This is a genomic window from Citrobacter sp. wls827 (genome assembly GCF_005280875.1).
GTDB classification, from domain to species: domain Bacteria; phylum Pseudomonadota; class Gammaproteobacteria; order Enterobacterales; family Enterobacteriaceae; genus Citrobacter; species Citrobacter youngae.
This window is the reverse complement of the sequence record NZ_SZWR01000017.1, coordinates 254418-276093: the sequence shown is the minus strand read 5'-3', so window position 1 is coordinate 276093 and position 21676 is coordinate 254418. Positions and strand designations below refer to the sequence as shown.

The following is a 21676-nucleotide window of genomic DNA, read 5'->3' as shown; positions in this document are numbered from 1 at the left end:
TAAGCTAATTAAACCGCCAGTGACTTCTGGCGGTTTTACTCCCTGGCCTGCTTCATTTTGTACATGGCAGTATCCGCATTCTGGATTGCCGCATCCAGCTCCCCCTTCACCTCTGCAATCCCCCACGACACTGACAAGGGTATAGTGTTGCCGTCCACCACAAATACATGGCTGGTCACCTGTCCGCTTATACGCTGCGCAATCGCGATAGCATCACTGGCCTGAGAGCGAAACAGCAGGATCATAAATTCATCTCCGCCAGTGCGGATCACAAGATCGTGGCTGGTACGGGTGTTAGACAACATTCTGTTGGCGATAATTTGCAGCGCACGGTCCCCAGCAGCATGCCCCCAGGTATCATTGACGGCCTTGAACTTATTGCAATCCAGTAGCACTACCGAGCAATGTGATAAATCCCTGCGCTTGATGATATCGAGAATTCGGCGATTAAAGCAGCCGGTCAGCGTATCAATATAAACTTTCAGGTCGCTTTCATTCAGCCATGATTTTAGCGAGAAAGTAATCATGATGAAAAAGAACGGCGCCAGCAGAATAACAATGCCGGCTTGCGTATCGCGCGCCATAAAACGGCCTAATGACAGCGAATAGTGCAGCGCATATTTTTCTGAGAAATTGCGCACCAAATAGCTGGATTGTCCCGCACATTTGCCGGATAAACAAAGGCTCTCTTTGTTGGTTAAATTCACTAACTCCACGTTCAATCCGGGAAGAATTTGATTATCAAACGCCTCGGCCAACGCTTCCTGCAGCTCGGGTTTCGAATGATCATAGACCAGATAGGCAACGATTTGGTCTGATATCTCTTTACCCGACAGATCGTAGATATAGCTCACCACGCTGTAGGCTTTTTCACCGGTAATTTTATCGGTATAGAAGTTTGTTGAACTGAGAGCTTTATTTTTGACATTTTTTTGCAGCAACCGGGTATAGAAATCGACGGGCGGATAGAAAAACTGCGTAATATCCATCGCCATTTCGGAGTCAGAAAAACTGAAATTGCGCGAGTCGGAAGCCATAAACCAGTAAAAATAATCTGAATGGCTGGCGATAATGTAACGATGCGCATCGAAGCTGCCTGGATTTAGCTCATTAACCATTCCACGAATGAACTCCGCCGCAGTATACATACACAGCGCATTATGGCTGGGTTGCTGAGCAATAATCGTCCCTGTCGCGGAATGAACCCGCTTTGGGTCGGCGTTAATTCCCCATTCATCTTTATTTCGCGGAACAAACTGCGCCATAACACCACACTGTTCGCCGGTTTTGATGTGGTAGTAACGCTCGCCAATCGCATCGGCAATTAGTTCATTATCGTTAAAAATGTCCAACATGTGAGCTTGCAGGCGGCTCACGCCTTCACTGGCGGCCGCCATACGCTGTTCATAAATGATAAACAGAAACAGCGAGGTAAATACCAACGTAATGAGCCCGGATACCAGCAGAGCCTGCCTGTTTCGGAGCTTATCCTGCACAATCTTCACGAGTCCACCCCGATAGTTAACAGTATTACCAAACCGGTTACCCGTTTATGTTGTTGCATAACAGCGTTGTATATGGATAAAGATGTTAACCATCCAGAGACTAATGAGTTGAAATAAGAAGCGCACTCGTGCACGAAAGTTACAGACTTATACAATAAAAGCACATTTTTGTTAACACAAATGCAAACTAATCATCACCTTCAATCGGATACCCTGCCCGACGGATGGCCTCACGGCAGTCGCTCACGCCTGCGGCATAGCCCGCTTCAATCTCGCAAACCGGGCTGGCGCTGCAGTAAGGTAGTGTGATTTGTGTGGCGATGACCTTTTCCAGGGCTTCCACCCTGCTCATGTAATTCAATAATTCGCGCGCAGCATACACGGCAAACTCTGTTGTATCATCGTCTATGGATGCTTCCATAAGGGAAATTTTTTGTTGTAACAGCTGACGGGTCAATATCATCGTCAATACCCTCAAAGCCAGTTTGCTTAAAGAGTAGCATTACATCGAAGGGGAGAAAGTCGGGAAGGGAAAAAGAGAGGAGAAAAAGCTGGCCGCGAAACGACCAGCCTATCAGACTGGAATCATTGACTTAAAAACGATAACCCGCAGAGAACATAAACACCCACGGATCGAGGCGTACGCTGTCACGCTGCTGGACGCCACCCATTTTATAGCTCGCGGTGGTGTCGATATCCATGTACCAGACTGACATGTTAATCAGCCAGTCGCGGTTGATCAGATAGTCCATACCGACCTGTCCTGCTGCACCCCAGGAGTCTTTCAGGCTCAGATCGGATAAACCTGCTTCTTTCCCGTTGTTGTTAAAACCTTCATCGAAGAAAGTCGTGTAGTTCACACCCACGCCAACGTAAGGACGCAGTTTGCTGCTGGAGTCGCCAAAGTACCACTGCGCCATTAACGTCGGCGGTAAATGATGAACGGTGGCAATATCACCGGTTGCCCCGGTGCCTATCTTATGGCGAAACGGCGTGGCTGCCAGTAATTCAACGCCAATATTGTCGGTTGCCATATAGGTGAATGTCAGGCCCAACTGCGTATTGTTGCTGACATCAAAGCCACCCAGGCTTCCCAGCGTACCACCCGCGCCTTCCGTCGGTCTGACGGTAGCCGATCCTGCTCGAATAAAGAACTCTCCGGCCTCATGCGCAAATGCGTTACCAGAGAGAAGAGTTGTTAAAGCCAATGCTGCAACTGTTAATTTTTTCATGTCCGCTCCATCGTTATGGTTATAAAAGCGGAACGAATATACCCACAATGGAGTAATAAGTGATCTAACCTGGATCACATTGAGTTTGATAATTTAACATTTATTGATCCAGATTAAGTTAGAACTTGCATTCAAAATCCTGGTTAAATTAATTCAGATCAATTTTGATATATTTTCACTATGCAAGTACCTTTAGCTCCAACACGAAGCGTTGGTTATTTGAACGTGATGCACAGAGAACAAACAACGATGTTGCAAGATGCTGAAGTCCTGGCCAAAAATTACCGGAGCTTTACAAAGATATGCCTTTCCATACATCGTACGATGCTGCCACTGTAGAGTTATCCAGGGTACAATTGCGCGCAAATGAACACCTGCAAAACTCAAGGAGAGTGCATGTCTATCACGGCGAAATCCGTTTACCGTGACACGGGAAACTTTTTCCGTAATCAATTCATTACCATCTTGCTGGTATCGTTATTGTGCGCGTTTATCACAGTGGTGCTAGGGCATGCCTTTTCTCCCAGCGACGCGCAAATCGCGCAACTGAGCGAAGGGGATCAGCTAACCAGCAGTGTGGGCCTGTTCGATCTGGTACAGAATATGACGCCGGAGCAGCAGCAAATTTTGCTACGCGCTTCTGCAGCATCGACGTTTTCAGGGCTGATTGGTAATGCCATCCTTGCAGGAGGCATCATCCTGATGATTCAACTGATTTCGGCGGGTCATCGGGTTAGTGCATTACGCGCCATTGGCGCCAGCGCGCCGGTATTACCTAAATTGTTTATTCTGATTTTTCTGACTACCCTGCTGGTACAGGTCGGTATTATGCTGGTTGTCGTACCTGGTATTCTGCTGGCTATCTTGCTGGCCCTCGCGCCGGTGATGGTCGTGCAGGATAAAATGGGCGTCTTTGCCGCTATGCGCAACAGTATGCGTCTGGCGTGGTCTAATATGCGACTGGTAGCGCCGGCAGTAATCGGTTGGTTACTGGCAAAAACGCTGCTGTTGCTTTTTGCGCCAAGTTTTGCAGTACTAACGCCAAACGTAGGCGCGGTATTGGCGAATACGCTGAGCAATATGATCTCTGCTGTGCTGCTGATCTATTTGTTCCGCCTGTATATGCTGATTCGTCAATAAACCCTGAACGCATGCCGGGTGTGTTACCCAATGCTTTTTGATTACGGACTCGAAGAATGAAGCAGTTTCTTGATTTTTTACCGCTGGTTGTCTTTTTTGCTTTTTATAAGCTTTATGACATCTACGCGGCAACCTCGGCGCTTATTGTCGCAACAGCTGTGGTGTTGATTTACAGTTGGGTTCGCTATCGCAAAGTCGAGAAGATGGCGTTAATCACCTTTGTTCTGGTTGCTGTCTTCGGTGGCCTGACTATTTTCTTCCACAACGATGAATTCATTAAGTGGAAGGTTACGGTGATTTACGGACTGTTTGCCGGTGCACTGCTGGTTAGCCAGTGGGTGATGAAAAAACCGTTGATTCAGCGCATGTTAGGAAAAGAGCTGACGCTGCCGCAGCCGGTATGGTCGAAGCTAAATCTGGCCTGGGCCGTTTTCTTCATCCTCTGTGGACTGGCCAATATCTACATTGCGTTTTGGCTGCCACAGAACATTTGGGTCAACTTCAAAGTGTTCGGTTTAACCGCCCTGACCTTATTCTTCACGTTGCTGAGCGGAATCTATATCTACCGCCATCTGCCGCAGGAAGATAAATCGTAATAAGTGTTCGCCAGATCTGCGGATCTGGCGAATTTTTACCCACCCACGCTCTTCGTGGCAGACAAGCTGGCTTACATCCCCTCCGCGCGCTGCATCCCCTCTGTTCTCCGCTCGTAAATTCTAGTAGCATCCCGCCTGTAATCTTTCTCTACAGTCGGTTCTACAATGACAACAACGAATAACACCCCCCAAGGTGAACTGGTTTTACGCACTCTGGCCATGCCTGCCGATACCAATGCTAACGGTGATATTTTTGGCGGCTGGCTGATGTCACAGATGGATATTGGTGGCGCTATTCAGGCCAAAGAGATCGCACATGGCCGCGTGGTGACGGTGCGAGTGGAAGGAATGAGCTTTTTGCGCCCGGTTGCCGTGGGTGATGTGGTCTGTTGCTACGCACGCTGCGTAAAACGCGGGACGACGTCAATCAGCATTAATATTGAAGTCTGGGTGAAGAAAGTCGCTTCGGAACCTATTGGCCAGCGTTACAAAGCCACTGAAGCCCTGTTTATCTACGTCGCTGTAGATAAAGACGGTAAACCCCGTCCGATACCAACACAGGTCTGATAACCGCGTTGACACCGTTATCAGACCTGCTTGCCGGAGAAAGCCTGACGCCGACTCCGGCACACCAGTTACTCAATCTGCGCCGTACCGTTCAGACGGAATACGATATTCACCACCAGGCCAGATCCCGGTTTGCCCGCTTCGTAACGCCATCTGCGCATCGCATTTTTCACTTCACGCTCAAACATGTTGGCAGGCTGTGCGGAAAGCACTTCAACATTCTCCACACGGCCATCTGATGTCACATCAAACTTGACCTTCACCCGACCTTCAATGCGCAAAGCCTGCGCGCGCGCCGGATACTGTGGCTGATTACGACTTAAGGCGCGTGGCCCTGACGGTGCACTAACCGCAGGTTTACTGGTTGCCGGCGCGGTGGTGGTCGTTGCCGAACGAGCAGGCGCCGTGTTCTCAAACGGCGATACTGGACGCGACTCAACCGGTTTCACGTCACGTTTGGGCTGCTCTTCAACCTTTTTCACCGGTTTTGGCTTCGGTTTTGGTTTAGGTTTCGGTTTCTCAATCACCACTGGCGCCTCTTTTGGCGGTTCCGGTATCGGTTCAGGTTCCGGTTCAGGCTCAACGACAGGCTGCGGCGGTGGTTGAACTGCCTGAGGTGGCTCAAGATCGGCAGGTGCGACCATCGTGATGGAGATCGGCTGCGCGGGTGCAGGCAGTTCAATAACCTGATGTACCGAGGTATACAGCAGACCCGCCACTACAGCGCCGTGAATGCCGACGGAAAGTAACGTCGGCCAGGGAAAGCGACGAGGTAAATCAAGGGTCATTGCAGTCATAATCGTTTCAGTTATAAAACCAGGCCTCGATTTTAAATGCAAATAGCAATCATATTCAATAAGCCCATGACAGTAAGCCGCATTTAAAACGCAATTTCATGTAAAAAAACCATTATCTTAATATGGCCTTAACAAAGCTATTATCTTTACGTTGCAGTTACCAGGGCTTTCCAATAACGTAAACGCGACTTTTACCGATCAAGGAGCTCTACCCGTGCTGTATGTTATTTATGCTCAAGATATCGCAGATTCTCTCGAGAAACGTCTTTCCGTGCGCCCTGCTCACCTGGCCCGTCTGCAACTCCTCCATGATGAAGGTCGTCTACTGACGGCGGGCCCCATGCCAGCTGTCGACAGTAACGATCCGGGTGCGGCGGGATTTACCGGATCGACGGTGATTGCGGAATTTGAATCTTTAGAGGCAGCGCAGGCGTGGGCAGATGCCGACCCGTATGTGGCTGCAGGCGTTTATGCGCAAGTTTCGGTCAAACCGTACAAAAAAGTATTTTAAGAAACAGAACGGACAGGAATACATTGGGCACCGCAACGGTGCCCTTTTTGGATCAAATGCTGTAGATCGCAAACAGCAACGAATTTCGTTGATGATTGAGAATGCATTTTCTGATGGAGTGGATACGCATGTTACGGCGCGATTGCCCTTCAAGCCAACGTGCTTTACGGCGGCTAGCCTGACGCAGCATCCGCCAGCGTCCCACTTCCGTTCTACTACGCTTCATGTTAACTACTCTTCCAGTCACTGAGCGGGCATTATACCCCCAGACCGCATGCAGACCAGTGGTTTTCCCGTGTTTTTATTTGCCAGATGACTCCTGATGCGTAAACTCTTAACAATACGCTTTCAAAAGGATTTTTAATTTTATGACAACCTTCTACACCGTGGTGAGTTGGCTGGTCATTCTGGGTTACTGGGTACTCATTGCTGGCGTAACGTTACGCATTCTGATGAAGCGACGCGCAGTACCCTCCGCAATGGCCTGGCTTTTGATCATCTATATACTGCCATTGGTAGGGATCATTGCTTATCTGTCCTTTGGTGAACTCCACCTGGGCAAACGCCGCGCCGAGCGCGCCAGAGCGATGTGGCCATCAACAGCCAAATGGCTGAACGATCTCAAAGCCTGCAAACATATTTTCGCGCAAGAAAACAGCAGCGTTGCCTCCTCATTATTTAAGTTATGCGAGCGTCGCCAGGGCATTGCCGGCGTTAAGGGCAATCAGCTACAGCTTCTCACCAACTCTGATGACGTGATGCAGGCGTTAATCCGTGATATTCAGCTGGCACGTCACAACATTGAGATGGTGTTCTACATCTGGCAACCTGGCGGTATGGCCGATCAGGTAGCCGAGTCGTTAATGGCTGCCGCGAGGCGTGGCATTCACTGTCGCCTGATGCTGGACTCCGCCGGCAGCGTGGCGTTCTTCCGCAGCCCTTGGGCGGCGATGATGCGTAACGCAGGTATCGAGGTTGTAGAAGCGCTGAAGGTGAACCTGATGCGTGTATTTTTACGCCGTATGGACCTGCGTCAGCACCGCAAAATGATCATGATCGACAACTACATTGCGTATACCGGCAGCATGAACATGGTCGATCCGCGTTTCTTTAAACAGGATGCCGGTGTCGGACAATGGGTTGATTTAATGGCAAGAATGGAAGGCCCGGTGGCCACTGCCATGGGGATCGTCTACTCATGCGACTGGGAAATTGAAACCGGTAAACGTATTTTACCGCCGCCTCCCGATGTCAACATCATGCCGTTTGAGCAGGCCAGCGGGCACACCATTCACACTATTGCCTCCGGTCCTGGCTTCCCTGAAGACTTGATCCATCAGGCCTTATTGACCGCCGCATATTCTGCTCGTGAATATTTAATCATGACCACCCCCTACTTCGTCCCCAGTGACGATCTGCTGCACGCCATCTGTACGGCAGCGCAGCGTGGTGTAGATGTCAGCATCATTCTTCCACGCAAGAATGACTCGATGCTGGTTGGCTGGGCAAGCCGGGCTTTTTTCACCGAGTTGCTGGCGGCAGGCGTGAAAATCTACCAGTTCGAAGGTGGGTTGTTACATACCAAGAGCGTGCTGGTCGATGGCGAATTGAGTCTGGTCGGTACTGTTAACCTGGATATGCGCAGCCTGTGGCTGAATTTTGAGATAACACTAGTAATTGACGATGCCGGATTCGGCGGTGACCTCGCTGCGGTACAGGATGATTATATTTCGCGTTCCCGCCTGCTAGATGCACGTTTGTGGGTAAAACGACCACTCTGGCAGCGTATCGCTGAGCGACTGTTTTACTTCTTTAGCCCGTTGCTGTAAAACGTGCCCATCAGACAGTAAACAGGTAGTCATTATGGATATGGATTTGAACAACCGCCTGACCGAAGACGAAACGCTCGAGCAGGCTTATGACATTTTTCTCGAACTGGCGGCGGACAATCTCGATCCGGCCGACATCCTTCTGTTCAATTTGCAGTTTGAAGAGCGTGGCGGTGCAGAGTTATTCGACCCTGCACAAGACTGGCAGGAGCACGTTGATTTTGACCTGAATCCTGACTTCTTCGCCGAAGTGGTGATTGGTCTGGCAGACTCAGAAGACGGCGAGATTAACGATATTTTTGCGCGTGTTCTGTTATGTCGCGAAAAAGATCATAAACTCTGCCACATCCTCTGGCGTGAATAATGAAAACAAAAAGCTGCTCTCGCAGCTTTTTTTATTTCTAGTCAGGCAATTTACTTCCGCAACGATTACAAAATTGCGCGCTGTGCTCATGCTGGCTTTGTTGGCACTGTGGACATTTGCGCTGATTTTGCCGGTGCTGAAACGCACTACTCATATGTGTTGTTATCAATCCTGTCGGGATTGCGATAACCGAATAACCAATCAGGATCAGCACTGACGCAACCATGCGGCCAAGCGGTGTATGCGGGGTAATATCACCATAGCCAACAGTTGTAACCGTAACGATTGCCCAATATACCGACGCATTCAGCGTAGTAAAACCATATTTCGGGCCTTCAATCAGGTACATCAGGGCGCCAAAGACAATCATCAGAATGGCAATAAACGAATAAAACAGCATCAACTGATGACGGGCACTTTTAATTGCGCTCCAGAACACACGCAGCGACGGCATAAATCGCAGCAGTTTGAGTATTCGCAGTACACGCAGCACGCGCATCGCTCGCCAGGCGAAAACATAACTCAGACTAATTTCCGGCCATAGCCACATCACATACAGTGGCAGAATTGTCGCGAGATCGATAATTCCCCAGAAGCTAAACACATATTTTGCAGGATTGGCCCAGCAGCACAATCTGAGCAGATATTCGATGGTAAAGACCAGCGTAATAAAGACTTCCAGCCAGACAAAAATATGCCATTCATCATAGGTTAAATTGTATTGCGTCCCGACCCCAGACTCAATGAAGATAACAATCACGCTCAGCAATGCGAACAGTGCGCACATGCCTTCAAAACGGCGCCCCGAGCGCGTGTCTAAATCAAATAATGTACGATAGAGAGTACGGCGAACAGAAGAGACTAAGCCTGACACATTTACCTCACCAAAAAGAAGGGCTGACAATGTGTCAGCCCTCTCGATTATAGCGGGTCTACTTTTAAGCAGGAAACCGCGTGTCGGAAACTCCCTTCAAGTACAGGACGCGTTTTCGCGCATTCTGGGCCGGCGATCGGACAACGTGTGCGGAACACACACCCCGAAGGCGGATTAATCGGGGAGGGTAACTCACCTTCCAGCAGTTGGATAACCTTGTTCCTCTCCATATCAGGATCGGGAATTGGCACCGCTGACATTAGTGCTTTGGTATAGGGATGCAGCGGATTATGGTACACCTCGTCATAGGTCCCCAACTCCACCGCATGTCCGAGATACATCACCAGCACACGATCGGAAATATGCTTAACCACTGCCAGGTCATGGGCAATGAAGATTAATGATAAGCCCATCTCACGCTGTAATTGCTGCAACAGGTTAACAACCTGCGCCTGAATCGACACATCCAGCGCGGATACAGGCTCATCACAAATTATCAGCTTCGGCTCAAGGATCAACGCGCGAGCAATACCAATACGCTGGCACTGCCCACCGGAAAACTCGTGCGGGTAGCGGTTAATCAGGTTAGGCAGTAACCCCACTTTCATCATCATCGCCTTTACGCGGTCACGGACTTCCTGCCCAGGCAGATTCGGGTGATAAGTCCGCAGCGGTTCGGCGATAATTTCACCGATGGTCATACGCGGGTTTAACGATGCCAGCGGATCCTGGAAAATCATCTGGATATCACTGCGCACTGCCCGCCACTCATCGGGTTTCATGCCAAGCAAATCTTTGCCGAGCCAGGCGACTTTACCATCAGTCGCTTTTACCAGACCGATAATCGCACGCGCAAACGTCGATTTCCCGCAACCCGATTCCCCCACTACGCCTAATGTTTCGCCCTCATACAGACGTAGGGTCACGCCATCAACGGCTTTCAGCGTTTTCGACGGTTGCCAGAACCACTGTTTACCATCTTTGATGTCGAAATGGACTTTCAGATCGGCAATTTCGAGGAGTACTTTTCGTTGTTCGGTTACCGCATTCATACCAGTTCCTCCACCGGTTTAAAGCAGGCGCGCAGACGGCCTGGACTAAACTCTTCCAGTGGCGGAGCACTGTTACAGATTTCCATGGCATGCGGGCAACGGGGCTGGAACGGGCAGCCTTTCGGTAAACGCAACAGATTCGGCGGATTACCCGGGATAGTCAGCATTTCTTCCCCTTCGGCATCCAGACGCGGGACGGCATTAAGCAGGCCAATCGAATACGGATGAACCGGCTTATAAAAGACATCGCGCGCACTGCCATACTCCATCGTGCGTCCGGCATACATCACCAACACCTTGTCGCAAATACCAGCAACAACACCGAGGTCGTGAGTAATCATGATAATTGCGGTATTGAATTCACTTTTCAGCTCATTTAGCAGCGTCATGATTTGCGCCTGAACCGTGACATCCAGCGCAGTAGTCGGTTCATCGGCTATCAGTAATTTTGGCCTGCACAGCAGCGCCATGGCGATCATGACGCGCTGACGCATCCCGCCGGAGAATTCATGCGGATACATTTTCATTCGCTTACGCGCTTCCGGCATTTTCACCGCATCCAGCATCCTGACTGATTCTTCAAAGGCTTCCGCTTTGCTCATACCTTTATGTAGCATCAGAACTTCCATTAACTGTTCGCCAACCCGCATATACGGATTCAGAGAGGTCATGGGATCCTGGAAGATCATCGAGATTTGCTCGGCGCGTAGCTTGTTCAGCTCACGCTCCGGTAAGTTCAGGATCTCACGACCGTTGAATGTAGCGGAGCCGCCAATCCGGCCATTTGCGGCCAGCAGGCCCATCAAGGCAAATGCAGTCTGCGACTTACCTGAACCAGACTCACCAACAATACCCAGCGTTTCCCCGGCGCGTAGTGAAAAGTTTAAATCGTTTACTGCAGTAACATCACCATCTGGGGTGGCAAACGTCACACGCAGATCGGTAACGTTTAGCAGTGCGTTAGCCTGTTGTTGCGCGAGCGGCGCGGTTGAGGTCTCAATTACGCTCATGGCGGCACTCCTTAACGGTCTTTCGGGTCGAGGGCATCACGCAGGCCATCGCCAATAAAGTTAAAACAAAATAGCGTCACCACCAGGAACCCTGCCGGAAACAGCAGTAACCATGGTGATACTTCCATCGAGTTGGCACCATCGCTGAGCAGTGCGCCCCAGCTACTTAGCGGCTCTTGTGTGCCAAGTCCCAGGAAGCTCAGGAACGATTCAAACAGGATCATGCTGGGCACCAGCAATGAGGCGTAGACCACCACCACACCGAGTACGTTTGGCACAATGTGGCGCACAACAATACGCACGGTAGACACCCCACCGACCTGGGCTGCTTCAATAAACTCTTTGCGCTTCAGGCTCAGCGTCTGGCCACGAACGATACGCGCCATATCAAGCCAGGACACCATCCCAATCGCCACAAAGATTAACAGGATGTTTTGCCCAAAGAAGGTAACCAACAGAATAACGAAGAACATGAACGGGAAGGAGTTAAGGATTTCCAGCAGACGCATCATCACAGAGTCGATTTTGCCGCCCAGGTAACCCGACAGTGAACCGTACAGCGTGCCCACAATCACCGCCACCAGCGCCGCAGCAATCCCCACCATCAACGAGATCCGTCCACCAATAGCCACCCTCACCAGCAGATCACGGCCAGATGAGTCAGTGCCAAAATAGTGCCCAGACTCCGTATCAGGCGCGCTGGACATCATGCCCCAGTCAGTATCGAAGTAGGTAAACTGCGATAACATGGGTGCCAACGTCACAAACAGCGCAATAATCACCAGTACCACGAGGCTGGCTACTGCCGCTCGGTTATGCATAAAGCGTCGACGAGCGTCCTGCCACAGGCTGCGGCCTTCGACCTCCAGCTTCTCACTGAAATTCTCCAGCGCTTCGCTGTTTTTCTTACTTAACATCATAGCGAGCTCCAGTATCAGTAACGGATTTTCGGGTCGATTACGGCATACAGCACATCGACAATCGCGTTAAACACGATGGTCAGCGCGCCAACCAGAATAGTCAGGCTCAGTACCAGCGAGTAATCGCGGTTTAATGCGCCATTCACAAACAACTGCCCAATCCCCGGTAAACCATAGATAGTTTCAATAACCATCGAACCGGTAATAATGCCGACAAACGCGGGCCCCATATAGGACAACACCGGCAACAGCGCAGGTTTTAACGCATGGCGGAAAATAATCCGTCGCATCGGCAACCCTTTAGCACGCGCGGTCCGAATAAAGTTAGAGTGCAGCACTTCAATCATCGAGCCGCGGGTGATACGCGCAATACTGGCAATATAGGCTAGGGATAGCGCCACCATGGGCAGGATCATAAATTTCAGCGCCCCACCGTTCCAACCGCCACCGGGTAGCCATTTCAGTGTGATCGCAAATATCATGACTAATAAGGGGGCAACGACAAAACTGGGGATCACCACCCCGGTCATCGCCACCCCCATAACCGTATAATCCCAACGCGTGTTTTGCTTCAACGCGGCGATTACGCCCGCACTAACACCGATCACCACCGCCAGAATAAAGGCCGCAGCCCCCAGCTTCGCGGAAACCGGAAAGCTTGACGCGACCAAGTCATTAACGGTGTAGTCTTTATATTTAAAGGATGGTCCAAAATCACCGTGCGCCAGCTGTTTCAGATAGCTAAAGTACTGCGTTGAGATCGGATCATTAAGATGGTATTTCGCTTCAATATTCGCCAGAACTTCTGGCGGTAAGGCGCGCTCTCCGGTGAAAGGACTTCCCGGCGCAAGACGCATCATAAAGAATGAAATCGTAATAAGAATAAATAGTGTCGGAATCGCTTCCAGACAGCGGCGTAATATAAATTTCAACATTGCCCGTACCTTCTGGCGTGTGCCTTTATACCCGTCATACTTCAAGCTGCAGGTGCGTTGGCTTTGCTCGCGCACGCCCGTCACTTACTTAAGTAAGCTCCTGGCGATTCGCTGCGTTGCCACCTTCCTGCAACGTGAATTATTTAGGGTATACCTCTCTTTGTCTAAAGAGGTATTTATAGTTCGAAGAAAAAGACACTGTGGGGCAACCTTAATCGCCCCACGTCTTGCCATTAATGCTTGATAATATACAAGTCTTTAACGTGGATATTATCCATCGGGTCTTTACCGGAGTATCCGCCTACCCAAGGTTTCACCAGACGGGCGTTGACGTAGTAGAACACCGGTACAATTGCAGAGTCTTTATCCAGCAGCTGTTCTGCTTGCGAATACAGTTCACTGCGCTGAGCATCATCAGTCGCTTTCAGGGTATCAGCAATCAACTTGTCAAATGCAGGGCTCTTATAGTGGACGGTGTTGTTGGAGCTATCGGACAGTACCATATTCAGGAAAGACGTCGGTTCGTTATAATCCGCACACCAGCCTGCGCGTGAAACATCATAGTTGCCCTGATGACGCGTATCGAGGAACGTCTTCCACTCCTGATTTTCCAGCTTCACATTCGCACCCAGATTTTTCTTCCAGATGGATGCCGCAGCGATAGCCAGCTTCTTGTGCAGATCGGAGGTGTTATACAGCAGATCAAAGGTCAACGGTTTTTCAGCGGTGAAGCCAGCTTCGGCCAGCAGTTTTTTCGCCTCTTCGTTACGTTTTTCCTGTGACCACTTGAACCACTCTGGCTCAACCAGTTTAGCGCCATCAGTATACGGCGGGGTAAAGCTATAGGCGGGCAGATCGCCCTGGTTTTTCACTTTGTTGACGATGATGTCACGATCCAGCGCCAGCTTCAGGGCGGTACGTACACGAACATCGTTGAACGGTGCTTTTTGGTTGTTAATTTCGTAATAGTAGGTGCACAGATAAGGATCAACGTGAACTTCGTTCGGGATCTCTTTTTTCAGTTTCTGGAATAACTCAATCGGCATGTTGTTATAGGTCATGTCGATTTCACCGCTGCGATAGCGGTTCACGTCAGTCACTTCAGAAGAAATTGGCAGGTATGTGACCTGGTTAATAATGGTTTTCGCGTTGTCCCAGTAGTGAGTATTACGCTCAAGTACAATACGCTCGTTGACAACCCAGTCTTTCAGTTTATAAGAGCCGTTAGAAACGATGTTAGCGGGCTGGGTCCATTTTTCACCGAATTTTTCCACCACGGCTTTAGGCACAGGGGAAAGAGAAGAGTGCACAAGGAGTTTGTAGAAATAAGGAACAGGTTCACTCAGAGTCACTTCAAAGGTATGGTCATCAATCGCTTTTACACCGAGATCGGTAACTGGCTTCTTACCAGCGATGATGTCATCAATATTGACAATATGTCCGTACTGTAAATAGCTGGCGTACGGTGAAGCAGTATTGGGGTTCGCCAGACGTTGCCAGCTATAGACGAAATCTTGTGCGGTAACAGGCGTTCCATCAGACCATTTAGCGTCTTTACGCAGATGGAATGTCCAGACTTTAAAATCTTTATTTTCCCATTTATCAGCCACACCCGGCGATGGTTTGCCATCAACGTCACTGATTAATAAACCTTCAAATAAATCACGGCTAATGTTGGATTCCGGTACACCTTCGATTTTATGCGGATCGAGTGACTGAACTTCCGAACCATTATTACGCACCAGAGTCTGCTTCTCAGCCAACTGAACGCCTGCTGGTACCACTGCTGCTGTAGCAACATTTCCAGCGATTAGCGCAGTTAGGATCCCCGCAGCTACTAAACTTTTTTTAGTGATGTTAGTCATTGTGTTTGTACTCCCTCATTATTATGGCTGGTTTTATAACCAGACTGTTAATCCTGTCAGGATCCCTGTACGACACCGGAGATTTTCTGCCGTCAGGTGTTTTTTTGTTTACTGCTCGCTATCACCGACTTTATTTATTCTGGCGATTCGTTTGATCGCCTTGCGTCGATTATCTACGTGCCTCCCCTGCCGGAAGCACGCTATTACCCTGTTGAGAGAGATTAAATGAAAATTATTCTCATCAACGTGAAATCTTCTGCTAAATACCTGGCCGGAAAGTATCAAATGCGTTTCTTCACCGCCAATACATTTTACAGATTTGTTAACCAATTCTCTTTTATCGAAAAAAAAACGCACAACAAAAGCATTAATACAGCGATTTTTTAACAATAAAATCAATTTATTCAATGCATTACGTGAGTCACCCGACTCATCGCCCTGTCCGGCATCGAAGAGACGTCAAAATGCACATAAATTTAACAATTGGTTATTAATTAGCACATTCATCTAAATTAGGTGCTGAAATAACTAATAACATTTCGATAATCCTTCAGCAAGCCCAAGAGTATGATGTTAATAAAATAACAATGCGGCCCTGGTTCATCTGTTCTGCTGAAAAGATAATTGTGTTGAAAATCAATACATAAAAATGCAGTGGCTATCAGCATCTTTTATTACTGCTATGGCGCGTTTCAACTTTAGTGAGAAGTATTACTGATAATGGCGGGAAACGGAGCCCGGGAGCAGCTCCGTTTATATTGATTCGGTGGATTCAGGCAAGTAAACCCGGGAAAATGGATTTGATCCCGGTCACAATGAACTCAATGCCCAACGCCATGAGTAACAACCCCATAATACGCGTAATGACGTTGATGCCCGTTTGGCCCAGCAGGCGAACTAACCACGGCGCCATACGAAACAATCCCCAACAGCACAGCGCAAACAGCGCAATCGCCACGAAAAAGCCGAACAGATTAATAGCACTATGGTAACGCGTGCCCCAGACGATCGTTGAGCTTATTGCCCCCGGTCCCGCCATTAACGGCAGCGCTAACGGGACAACGCCAATGCTCTCGCGTATCGCCGTCTCCGACTTTTCCTGCTTGTTTTGCTTATCTTCCCCAAGTTTTCCGCTGATCATCGACATCGCGATAGTCACGACCAGGATACCACCGGCAATCCTGAACGAATCAATTGAGATACCAAACAATTGCAGAATTCCATCCCCCAGAAACAGAGAGATCCACAGAATGATAGCAACCGACAGGTTTGCCGTAAGGTTGGTTTTATTGCGTGCGGCAGCGGTCTGGTAGCTGGTCATGCTGATAAAGACAGGGATGATCCCTACCGGGTTGACCAATGCAAATAACCCAATGAAAAATTTAAAATAAACAGGAAAATCGAATAGCGTATGGATCACGGTTAGCTCCGAAGCGTTAGCCGGATAAAATGAGTCATAAAATTGATGAAATCCGCGCTGAAGATACGCCTTTTGTCAGCATACTTCACCTGCTATCTGCGTATATCTACGTAAATACGCTACCATTACTCAGTGTTATTAATATGTATTAAATATGCTAATGTTAACCTCATTCATTACATCAATTTTTTAACACTTACCAAGAAACGCTAAAAGGGCCTGCTGAAAGGTGTCAGCTTTGCGGAAATTTGATCCAGATCACGCAATTACTACTCAGAAGTGAGTAATCTTGCTTACGCCACCTGGAGGTAACGCGTTAGAGTTAAATGACGCTAACGCATAAGCTCTTTTAGTAAATCAAAGTAAAGTGGACGTTAATTAACCGTTTGATTTTCAAAACGTTATACAATTTTTCGTCGGTCTGTCTATACTCTCGTATCGAGCAGATGATTTACTAAAAAAGTTTAACATTATCAGGAGAGCATTATGGCTGTTACTAATGTCGCTGAACTTAACGCACTTGTAGAGCGCGTAAAAAAAGCCCAGCGTGAATATGCCAGTTTCACTCAAGAACAGGTTGACAAAATCTTCCGCGCCGCCGCTCTGGCAGCCGCAGACGCTCGAATCCCTCTCGCGAAAATGGCCGTTGCCGAATCCGGCATGGGCATCGTCGAAGACAAAGTGATCAAAAACCACTTTGCTTCCGAATACATTTACAACGCTTATAAAGATGAAAAGACCTGTGGTGTTCTGTCTGAAGACGACACTTTCGGTACTATCACCATCGCTGAACCGATTGGTATAATCTGCGGTATCGTTCCGACCACTAACCCGACATCTACTGCTATCTTCAAATCGCTGATCAGCCTGAAGACGCGTAACGCCATCATCTTCTCTCCACATCCGCGTGCTAAAGATGCCACTAACAAAGCGGCTGACATCGTTCTGCAGGCTGCTATCGCTGCTGGCGCACCGAAAGATCTGATCGGCTGGATCGATCAACCTTCCGTTGAACTGTCTAATGCTCTGATGCATCACCCGGACATCAACCTAATCCTTGCGACCGGCGGTCCAGGCATGGTTAAAGCAGCATACAGCTCCGGTAAACCAGCAATCGGTGTAGGTGCAGGTAACACCCCGGTTGTTATTGACGAAACTGCGGATATTAAGCGCGCAGTTGCTTCTGTTCTGATGTCTAAAACCTTCGATAACGGCGTAATCTGTGCTTCTGAACAGTCCGTTGTTGTTGTTGACTCTGTATACGATGCAGTTCGTGAACGTTTCGCTAGCCACGGCGGCTACATGCTGCAGGGTAAAGAGCTGAAAGCTGTTCAGGACGTTATCCTGAAAAATGGCGCACTGAACGCCGCTATCGTTGGTCAGCCGGCATATAAAATTGCTGAACTGGCAGGCTTCTCGGTTCCGGAAACAACTAAGATCCTGATCGGTGAAGTGAAAGTTGTTGATGAAAGCGAGCCGTTTGCTCACGAAAAACTGTCCCCGACGCTGGCGATGTACCGTGCGAAAGATTTCGAAGATGCGGTAGACAAAGCAGAGAAACTGGTTGCGATGGGTGGTATCGGCCACACTTCTTGCCTGTACACTGACCAGGACAACCAACCAGAACGCGTTGCTTACTTCGGTCAGATGATGAAAACTGCGCGTATCCTGATTAACACCCCGGCTTCACAGGGTGGTATCGGCGACCTGTACAACTTTAAGCTCGCACCTTCCCTGACTCTGGGTTGTGGTTCCTGGGGTGGTAACTCCATCTCTGAAAACGTTGGTCCTAAGCACCTGATCAACAAGAAAACCGTTGCTAAGCGAGCTGAAAACATGTTGTGGCACAAACTTCCGAAATCTATCTACTTCCGTCGTGGCTCACTGCCAATCGCACTGGATGAAGTGATTACCGATGGTCACAAACGTGCGCTGATCGTTACCGACCGCTTCCTGTTTAACAACGGTTATGCAGACCAGATCACCTCCGTTCTGAAAGCAGCCGGCGTTGAAACCGAAGTGTTCTTTGAAGTTGAAGCTGACCCGACTCTGACCGTTGTTCGTAAAGGTGCTGAGCTGGCTAACTCCTTCAAGCCTGACGTTATCATCGCACTGGGCGGTGGTTCCCCGATGGACGCCGCGAAAATCATGTGGGTGATGTACGAACATCCGGAAACCCATTTCGAAGAGCTGGCGCTGCGCTTTATGGACATCCGTAAACGTATCTATAAGTTCCCGAAAATGGGCGTGAAAGCGAAAATGATCGCCGTCACCACCACTTCCGGTACTGGTTCTGAAGTGACTCCGTTTGCGGTTGTTACCGACGATGCAACGGGTCAGAAATACCCGCTGGCTGACTACGCATTGACCCCAGACATGGCAATTGTCGATGCCAACCTGGTTATGGATATGCCGAAATCACTGTGTGCATTCGGTGGTCTGGATGCGGTGACTCACGCTCTGGAAGCTTACGTTTCCGTACTGGCATCTGAATTCTCTGACGGTCAGGCTCTGCAAGCGCTGAAACTGCTGAAAGAAAACCTGCCTGCGTCCTACCATGAAGGTTCTAAGAACCCGGTAGCGCGTGAGCGTGTTCACAGTGCAGCGACCATCGCCGGTATTGCGTTTGCTAACGCCTTCCTGGGTGTATGTCACTCAATGGCGCACAAGCTGGGTTCTCAGTTCCACATTCCTCACGGTCTGGCGAACGCCCTGCTGATCAGCAACGTCATTCGTTATAACGCGAACGACAACCCGACTAAACAGACTGCTTTCAGCCAGTATGATCGTCCGCAAGCTCGTCGTCGCTACGCCGAAATCGCAGACCATCTGGGTTTAAGCGCACCGGGCGACCGTACTGCGGCTAAAATCCAGAAACTGCTGGCATGGCTGGAAGAAATCAAAGCTGAACTGGGTATTCCTAAATCTATCCGTGAAGCTGGCGTTCAGGAAGCTGACTTCCTGGCACACGTCGACAAACTGTCTGAGGATGCGTTTGACGACCAGTGCACCGGTGCTAACCCGCGTTACCCGCTGATTTCTGAACTCAAACAGATCCTGCTGGATACGTACTACGGTCGTGAGTATAGTGAAGGTGAACCTGCTGCTAAAACTGAGCCAGCAGCAGCGCCTAAAGCTGAGAAAAAAGCGAAAAAATCCGCTTAATGCACTCACATAAGTTTTAGTATCTTCATAAACGGCCCTTTGGGGCCGTTTTTTTTTGCCATACTCAGCGAAAATCAGACTATGCAGACGCCAGCCACCGAGGTGAAAAGGCGTAAGGGAATAGGTGTGAAAGTGGCACCAGAAGGCAATACGCAGGGTATCGCTTCTGGCTAAAACAGAGGCCTACCCTGCGATTTTAACTCAGCAGGAGAACAGAGGAGGGTTAATCGTGGCTGTGACGTTCCTGAATGGCCGTCAGAGAGCCTTCAGACTGTGCTTCCTTATAATGCTTGCGGCACACCGATACATAGCGTTCATTTCCGCCTATAACGACCTGCTCTCCTTCGTTATAAGGCCTTCCGGCCTGATCAAGGCGTAATACCATGCTGGCCTTACGGCCACAGAAACAAATAGTTTTTAATTCAACCAGCTTATCTGACCATGCAAGCAGGTATTCGCTACCACCGAAGAGTTCACCACGAAAATCAGTGCGTAAGCCATAACACAACACGGGAATATCCAGTTGATCAACAACCTCTGATAATTCATAAACCTGCTGTCGCGTCAGAAACTGAGACTCATCAACCAGCACGCAGTGAATTCGTTGCTGCGCATTCTCCGCACGAATCTCCTCGAACAATGATGAATTTTGGTTAAACAATTTTGCAGGTGACGACAGGCCTATACGTGAACTTACTTTTCCCGCGCCAAAACGGTCATCAATTTCCGCTGTATATACAACGGCACGCATCCCACGTTCCTGATAATTGTATGAAGATTGCAGCAATGCCGTCGACTTGCCTGCATTCATTGCAGAATAGTAAAAATAAAGCTGTGCCATTGTGTATCGGCCCTCACCGGGGAAAATAAATATGGGCAGGATTGTATCATATTTCACAAACATGTCGGTGCAGCGTGACATCCGGGATGTATAAAAGAACGTGCGAACATCGCCCTGTTTCGTCTAAATACCCCGCTGCGCGGAAGTGTCCTTGAGTACTTTCTCAAGTGTACGATAGAGTGAAAGTCCGCTGCCAAAGCACAAACAACCTGAAGTATGATGAGTATATACACACTCTTTCACAAATAGTGCTCCTGAAATTCATCAACGTCACTTATCATCACCGCGCAATAAAGAAACCCTGCCCTTATTGTTATTGCATCTAACGATAGCCACCTTGTAATAGGGGATTCCCGTAAGCAAAACTAATACAAAAGGTTGAAATCACTGCAAAGAGATACTATTTGTACACCATGAAATGTGACCTGAATCTTGAATTTTTACTCTCTGCTGCCATGAAGCCCGCATACCAATAAGCCTTTTTTATGCCCGACATCGTCGTAAAATTAAGACAGAACAATTAATACAGACACTAAATAAAGAGCAATTTTGAATTCCTTACATTCCTGGCTATTGCACAACTGAATTTATCGCTCTATTATTAGCTCAACAAACCACCCCCAATATAAGTTTGAGATTACTACAATGAGCGAAGCACTTAAAATTCTGAACAACATCCGTACTCTTCGTGCGCAGGCGAGAGAATGTACTCTGGAAACGCTTGAAGAAATGCTGGAAAAATTAGAAGTTGTAGTTAGCGAGCGTCGCGAAGAAGAAAGCGCTGCGGCTGCTGAAGTTGAAGAGCGTACTCGTAAACTGCAACAATATCGTGAAATGCTGATTGCTGATGGTATCGATCCGAACGAACTGCTGAATAGCATGGCAGCGGTTAAGTCCGGTACCAAAGCTAAACGCGCAGCGCGTCCGGCTAAATATAGCTACGTTGACGAAAACGGTGAAACTAAAACCTGGACTGGCCAGGGTCGTACACCGGCTGTGATCAAAAAAGCGATGGAAGAACAAGGTAAACAACTGGACGATTTCCTGATCAAG

21 protein-coding genes and 1 pseudogene are annotated in these 21676 nt (G+C 48.9%); 9 read left to right on the top strand and 13 right to left on the bottom strand.

What is annotated here, in order from left to right; translation table 11 throughout:
* Window positions 1-35: 35 nt before the first annotated feature.
* From FDX03_RS11850 to ompW, 3 genes are all read right to left on the bottom strand, one after another.
* Entirely contained in the window at window positions 36-1505 is a 1470-nt protein-coding gene (locus tag FDX03_RS11850; protein ID WP_137345966.1) for a GGDEF domain-containing protein, read from the bottom strand.
* 187 nt (window positions 1506-1692) lie between these two features.
* Complete coding sequence (locus tag FDX03_RS11845) at window positions 1693-1968, bottom strand: hypothetical protein (RefSeq protein ID WP_048211488.1); 276 nt, start codon at window positions 1966-1968, stop codon at window positions 1693-1695.
* Window positions 1969-2098: 130 nt separating this feature from the next.
* On the bottom strand, window positions 2099-2737 hold the full coding sequence (gene ompW, locus FDX03_RS11840; RefSeq protein WP_040233206.1) for an outer membrane protein OmpW: 639 nt from the start codon (window positions 2735-2737) through the stop codon (window positions 2099-2101).
* Between the two features lie 281 nt (window positions 2738-3018).
* On the opposite strand from ompW, the pseudogene FDX03_RS23300 reads away from it, so the two are divergent.
* From FDX03_RS23300 to yciA, 4 genes and pseudogenes are all read left to right on the top strand, one after another.
* Window positions 3019-3105: pseudogene (locus FDX03_RS23300) on the top strand (YkgJ family cysteine cluster protein); the annotation flags it as partial.
* Between the two features lie 28 nt (window positions 3106-3133).
* Complete coding sequence (locus tag FDX03_RS11835; RefSeq protein WP_040233207.1) at window positions 3134-3877, top strand: YciC family protein; 744 nt, start codon at window positions 3134-3136, stop codon at window positions 3875-3877.
* 56 nt (window positions 3878-3933) lie between these two features.
* Entirely contained in the window at window positions 3934-4473 is a 540-nt protein-coding gene (locus tag FDX03_RS11830; protein WP_005126421.1) for a septation protein A, read from the top strand.
* A 165-nt stretch (window positions 4474-4638) separates the two neighbouring features.
* Window positions 4639-5040, top strand: coding sequence for an acyl-CoA thioester hydrolase YciA (gene yciA, locus FDX03_RS11825; protein WP_048211486.1), 402 nt, complete (start codon window positions 4639-4641; stop codon window positions 5038-5040).
* A 68-nt stretch (window positions 5041-5108) separates the two neighbouring features.
* On the opposite strand, the gene tonB is transcribed toward yciA, so the two are convergent.
* Window positions 5109-5837, bottom strand: a complete 729-nt coding sequence (gene tonB, locus FDX03_RS11820; RefSeq protein ID WP_199981850.1) for a TonB system transport protein TonB — start codon at window positions 5835-5837, stop codon at window positions 5109-5111.
* A 214-nt stretch (window positions 5838-6051) separates the two neighbouring features.
* Here tonB and FDX03_RS11815 point away from each other — a divergent pair, with 214 nt between their 5' ends.
* Complete coding sequence (locus FDX03_RS11815) at window positions 6052-6348, top strand: YciI family protein (protein WP_048211485.1); 297 nt, start codon at window positions 6052-6054, stop codon at window positions 6346-6348.
* A 52-nt stretch (window positions 6349-6400) separates the two neighbouring features.
* Here FDX03_RS11815 and FDX03_RS11810 read toward each other — a convergent pair whose 3' ends face one another.
* Entirely contained in the window at window positions 6401-6574 is a 174-nt protein-coding gene (locus FDX03_RS11810) for a YciY family protein (protein WP_005126414.1), read from the bottom strand.
* Window positions 6575-6716: 142 nt separating this feature from the next.
* Here FDX03_RS11810 and cls point away from each other — a divergent pair, with 142 nt between their 5' ends.
* Window positions 6717-8177 (top strand): cardiolipin synthase, encoded by a 1461-nt coding sequence (gene cls / locus FDX03_RS11805; RefSeq protein ID WP_040233209.1) that lies wholly within the window; start codon window positions 6717-6719, stop codon window positions 8175-8177.
* 34 nt (window positions 8178-8211) lie between these two features.
* On the top strand, window positions 8212-8541 hold the full coding sequence (locus FDX03_RS11800) for an HI1450 family dsDNA-mimic protein (RefSeq protein WP_040233211.1): 330 nt from the start codon (window positions 8212-8214) through the stop codon (window positions 8539-8541).
* A 37-nt stretch (window positions 8542-8578) separates the two neighbouring features.
* Here the strand turns inward: FDX03_RS11800 and FDX03_RS11795 are convergent, their stop codons facing one another.
* The 7 genes from FDX03_RS11795 to ychE all read right to left on the bottom strand — a co-directional run bounded on the left by FDX03_RS11795 (window position 8579) and on the right by ychE (window position 16617).
* Complete coding sequence (locus FDX03_RS11795; protein ID WP_137345965.1) at window positions 8579-9415, bottom strand: ion transporter; 837 nt, start codon at window positions 9413-9415, stop codon at window positions 8579-8581.
* Between the two features lie 47 nt (window positions 9416-9462).
* Window positions 9463-10467, bottom strand: a complete 1005-nt coding sequence (oppF, locus tag FDX03_RS11790; protein ID WP_048211482.1) for a murein tripeptide/oligopeptide ABC transporter ATP-binding protein OppF — start codon at window positions 10465-10467, stop codon at window positions 9463-9465.
* Window positions 10464-11477, bottom strand: coding sequence for a murein tripeptide/oligopeptide ABC transporter ATP-binding protein OppD (gene oppD, locus FDX03_RS11785; RefSeq protein WP_005126407.1), 1014 nt, complete (start codon window positions 11475-11477; stop codon window positions 10464-10466). The genes oppF and oppD overlap by 4 nt, the downstream gene beginning before the upstream one ends.
* A gap of 11 nt (window positions 11478-11488) precedes the next feature.
* Entirely contained in the window at window positions 11489-12397 is a 909-nt protein-coding gene (gene oppC, locus FDX03_RS11780; RefSeq protein WP_048211481.1) for an oligopeptide ABC transporter permease OppC, read from the bottom strand.
* Between the two features lie 14 nt (window positions 12398-12411).
* Complete coding sequence (gene oppB, locus FDX03_RS11775) at window positions 12412-13332, bottom strand: oligopeptide ABC transporter permease OppB (RefSeq protein WP_005126405.1); 921 nt, start codon at window positions 13330-13332, stop codon at window positions 12412-12414.
* Window positions 13333-13565: 233 nt separating this feature from the next.
* Entirely contained in the window at window positions 13566-15197 is a 1632-nt protein-coding gene (oppA, locus tag FDX03_RS11770; RefSeq protein WP_048211480.1) for an oligopeptide ABC transporter substrate-binding protein OppA, read from the bottom strand.
* Window positions 15198-15969: 772 nt separating this feature from the next.
* Window positions 15970-16617 carry an NAAT family transporter YchE gene (gene ychE / locus FDX03_RS11765; protein WP_048211478.1) on the bottom strand — a complete coding sequence of 216 codons (648 nt, stop codon included), beginning with the start codon at window positions 16615-16617 and terminating at the stop codon, window positions 15970-15972.
* A gap of 486 nt (window positions 16618-17103) precedes the next feature.
* Here ychE and adhE point away from each other — a divergent pair, with 486 nt between their 5' ends.
* Entirely contained in the window at window positions 17104-19782 is a 2679-nt protein-coding gene (adhE, locus tag FDX03_RS11760) for a bifunctional acetaldehyde-CoA/alcohol dehydrogenase (RefSeq protein WP_137345964.1), read from the top strand.
* A gap of 223 nt (window positions 19783-20005) precedes the next feature.
* Here adhE and tdk read toward each other — a convergent pair whose 3' ends face one another.
* Window positions 20006-20623 carry a thymidine kinase gene (gene tdk, locus FDX03_RS11755; protein ID WP_005126397.1) on the bottom strand — a complete coding sequence of 206 codons (618 nt, stop codon included), beginning with the start codon at window positions 20621-20623 and terminating at the stop codon, window positions 20006-20008.
* A 645-nt stretch (window positions 20624-21268) separates the two neighbouring features.
* Between tdk and hns the strand changes: the two genes are divergently transcribed.
* Window positions 21269-21676: histone-like nucleoid-structuring protein H-NS (gene hns / locus FDX03_RS11750; RefSeq protein WP_137346028.1), on the top strand; the 408-nt coding region annotated here is incomplete at its 3' end.